Annotated in this window: 3 protein-coding genes; all 3 read right to left on the minus strand. The window is 67.3% G+C overall.

Going from position 1 to position 2847, the window contains the following annotated elements; translation table 11 throughout:
• The coding region (locus tag Q1N79_RS20420) for a hypothetical protein (RefSeq protein WP_300611297.1) at nucleotides 1-362 on the minus strand (362 nt) is incomplete at its 3' end.
• 710 nt (nucleotides 363-1072) lie between these two features.
• Nucleotides 1073-1354, minus strand: a complete 282-nt coding sequence (locus Q1N79_RS20425) for a helix-turn-helix domain-containing protein (protein WP_300611298.1) — start codon at nucleotides 1352-1354, stop codon at nucleotides 1073-1075.
• Between the two features lie 207 nt (nucleotides 1355-1561).
• Nucleotides 1562-2847 (minus strand): DUF2786 domain-containing protein (locus Q1N79_RS20430; protein WP_300611299.1); only part of this gene is annotated, 1286 nt, incomplete at its 5' end.

Consider the following 2847-nt stretch of genomic DNA (forward strand, 5'->3'; position numbering starts at 1 on the left):
ACTTCGGGGCTCGCCGCGACATATTTCTTGTTGTGCACCGTGTAGTGCACGTTGTCCTCGAAATAGGAACCGAGGAGGTCGGTCTTGTAAAGGGAGACGCTGATGTACAGGGTGCCCACGTTACGCTTGCACGATGTGAATTCGAAGGCGTCGGCCCAGCGTTCGCCTTTGTGCTTGGGACTGGTCTGGATGTGCGGCCTGCGCCCCCCGTGGAGCGTGCACCCGGCGGGGCTGTAAGCCATCGGCTTGACCAGCGCGGAACCCGTGGTCGGCGTTTGGTCCGCCGCTGCCGGGATCGCGGTGACCGCCACCGCGGCCAGCGTGAGGCAGAAAGTTGCGGCGCAGAATCGTCTGAATCGCATAGTCACTCTCTCCTTCCTCGAGAGTTCTTGCGATGATCACGAAACGCCTGCCGGGGAATGTGACTTCAGGCTCGACTATTGTGCGCCCCGCCAACTTGCCGGATCAAGAGATCAAACCAAAACTAAGCATTGCCGTAACAGCGGAACCCTAAAGCGAACGAGCGACGGCTATAGGGCAACCCGCGCACCGCCGTCCGCGCACCGCTGGTCAGTCGCCACCCCTTCTGTTCCCTGTTATCCCGGACGCACGGTGGCGCTGCCGGTATTCCGGTCCCGGCTCCAGGGTGAGGTCCTGGCGCTGCTGTTCGGCGACCCCGCGGTGGAGCGAACCGCAGAAGATCTCGCCCGGCGGGAACCCCCCACTGCCCATCCTGGAAGATGAGCGCAGTTTTCGCCTGAGCTCCGGCGAGGCTGAACTGGCCCGTGAAACCGGCACCGAGCCAGCTCGTCGAGTCTCTCCGGAGTTCGCTCAGCAGTCCGGCGACATCTTCTTCTGCTAGCCAGGTGACTGCGCCTACCCTACGGAGGGCCTTGTCGGTGTCCCTCGGCAGCGCGAAGCGCACGGCCCCCGCGCAGTCCGCGACAGCGAAAGCGGCGTCGCGGTCACCATCGTGGCGTACTGCTCGTCGTAGGTGAACTGGAGCTTGCCGCTAGCCAGGCGCGTCACCGCCCGGCAATCACGTCACCGACGATGACGGTCAGGGTGTCTGTCATCGGCTCATGTACTCGTCGACAAACGATCTGAGCTCGCTGGCCGCGCGGCCACGCTGATTCGCGTCGGCTCGTGTCGGCCGCAGTTCCATCTCAAGTCCGAGCGCCTCGAAAAGGTGCAGGACAAGCGCTAGCTCGACGGTGCCCTTCCCTCTTTCGAAGTAGTTGACCCAGTCGCGGGAAACGCCGGCCCGTTCGGCAAGTTCGGCCTGTGTAAGGCCAAGCTCGAGTCGGCGACCCCGCGCAGCGGAAGCCAGGTCGTGGATGGTGACAATCTTCATCGCATCTGTCCCCTGTGGACTCAGCTCATATGCCGGCGTACGTCCACATTAGCATTTGCCGACGTTCGTCGGCAAAGAACAGCGTCGGCGTACGTCGGCAAAGAAACGCCTACCAGCGCAGCGCCGAGGCCGATCGCGCCAAGCGTGGTCCACAGCGAACGGGTCAGTATGCCGTCTCCCGTTTGCCGGGGGTCATGTGGGTGCAGGCTACGCCGATGCGGTGCCGACGACCGCGGCGTGGTTGTGCAGGTTTGCCATGTCGGCGGCGATCCGGCCGGAATGCCAGCCCTCCGCGTCGGTCGCCCGGACCGCGCGGCTCCTGGTCAGCGTGTCGCCGAACATGGCGTCCACCGCGTCATCGACGGCCTGCCGGCGTGCCGCCAGGAACGGCACCAGGTCCTTGCCGCCGGCACTGGCTGTCGCCTGCTGCGCCGCGGCCTGCTGCTCCGCGTGACCGGTGGCCTCGGACAGCCGCTCGCCGATGCGGATCGCGTAGGACACCAGGAACGACTGGCGGAACGCCCGGGTCCGGGACCGCCCGTGGGCATCGCGCTTCGCCCCGGCCCGCAGCATCGCGCTGTTCGCCTGGACGAGCAGCGAGGTGAACAGCAGCTCGACCGCGTCCAGGTCTGCCGGGAAGCCGATGACCGTCACCAGGCCCAGTTCCTTTGACCAGATGATGCGGCAGCGGTTGGCCTGCGCGACGGTCTGCAGCAGCGATGCCTTCGGCGCCTCGTAGGGGTTGTCGACGGCGATCCGCCGCCCGCCCGGTTCCTCCGCGTGCCCCGACTCGGCGGCGAGCAGCGCGTGATCGATGCTGTACTTGGCCATCAGCTCCTGCGCGCGAGCCGACAGGGCCTCCGCTTCCTCGGCGAACTCCGTCGATTCCGCCTTGGCGAGCAGCGCGCGGATCTTGCCGAGCAGCCGTTCGTCGGCGGGCTCGGCACGCACTTGCGCGGTCGGCCGGGCGGCTCCGGGCAGCGGAAGCAGCCGTTCCAGGACCGCGAGATGCTGGAGCGCGTGCAGCGTTTCGATCCCGTCGGCGATCACGCCCCGCAAGCCGGCATATGCCAGACCTAGCGCCCGCCAGGCACCCAGGTACTCGGCGTCGGTCCCCCACCAGGTCCCGTTTCCGGCTCCGCCGGCCCTGAACGCGGCGGCCACGGAAGCGGTGGCCCCGAACGTGGCGGCCTCGGAAGCGGTGGCTCCGAGCGAGGTGGCACTAAGCGCGGCCACCTGGGCAGCCCAGCGGGCATCCACGGTGGCGGCGGCATAGCCCTGCATTTCGGCCGCGATCATGTCCGCGATTATCGATGCGTGCGCGCCGGAAAGCTGCCGGCCGACGTGCCTGGCCAGCTCGGCCGGCTGCCAGCCGTGCCGCCAGGCGGCCGTCACCGACAATCGCAGGAGTTCAACGAGGCTTCGGCTGACCGTCCGCGTCCAGCCCGGCGTCCGCTCATTCGCGAGCTGTTGAAGACGGGCGCCGTAGGCAT

It is taken from the genome of Trebonia sp. (genome assembly GCF_030042015.1).
Taxonomy (GTDB): Bacteria; Actinomycetota; Actinomycetes; order Streptosporangiales; family Streptosporangiaceae; genus Trebonia.

Coding starts and splice junctions, on each gene's coding strand:
- Q1N79_RS20425 (WP_300611298.1), bottom strand. CDS start 1,354: ATGAAGATTGTCACCATCCACGACCTGGCTTCCGCTGCGCGGGGTCGC.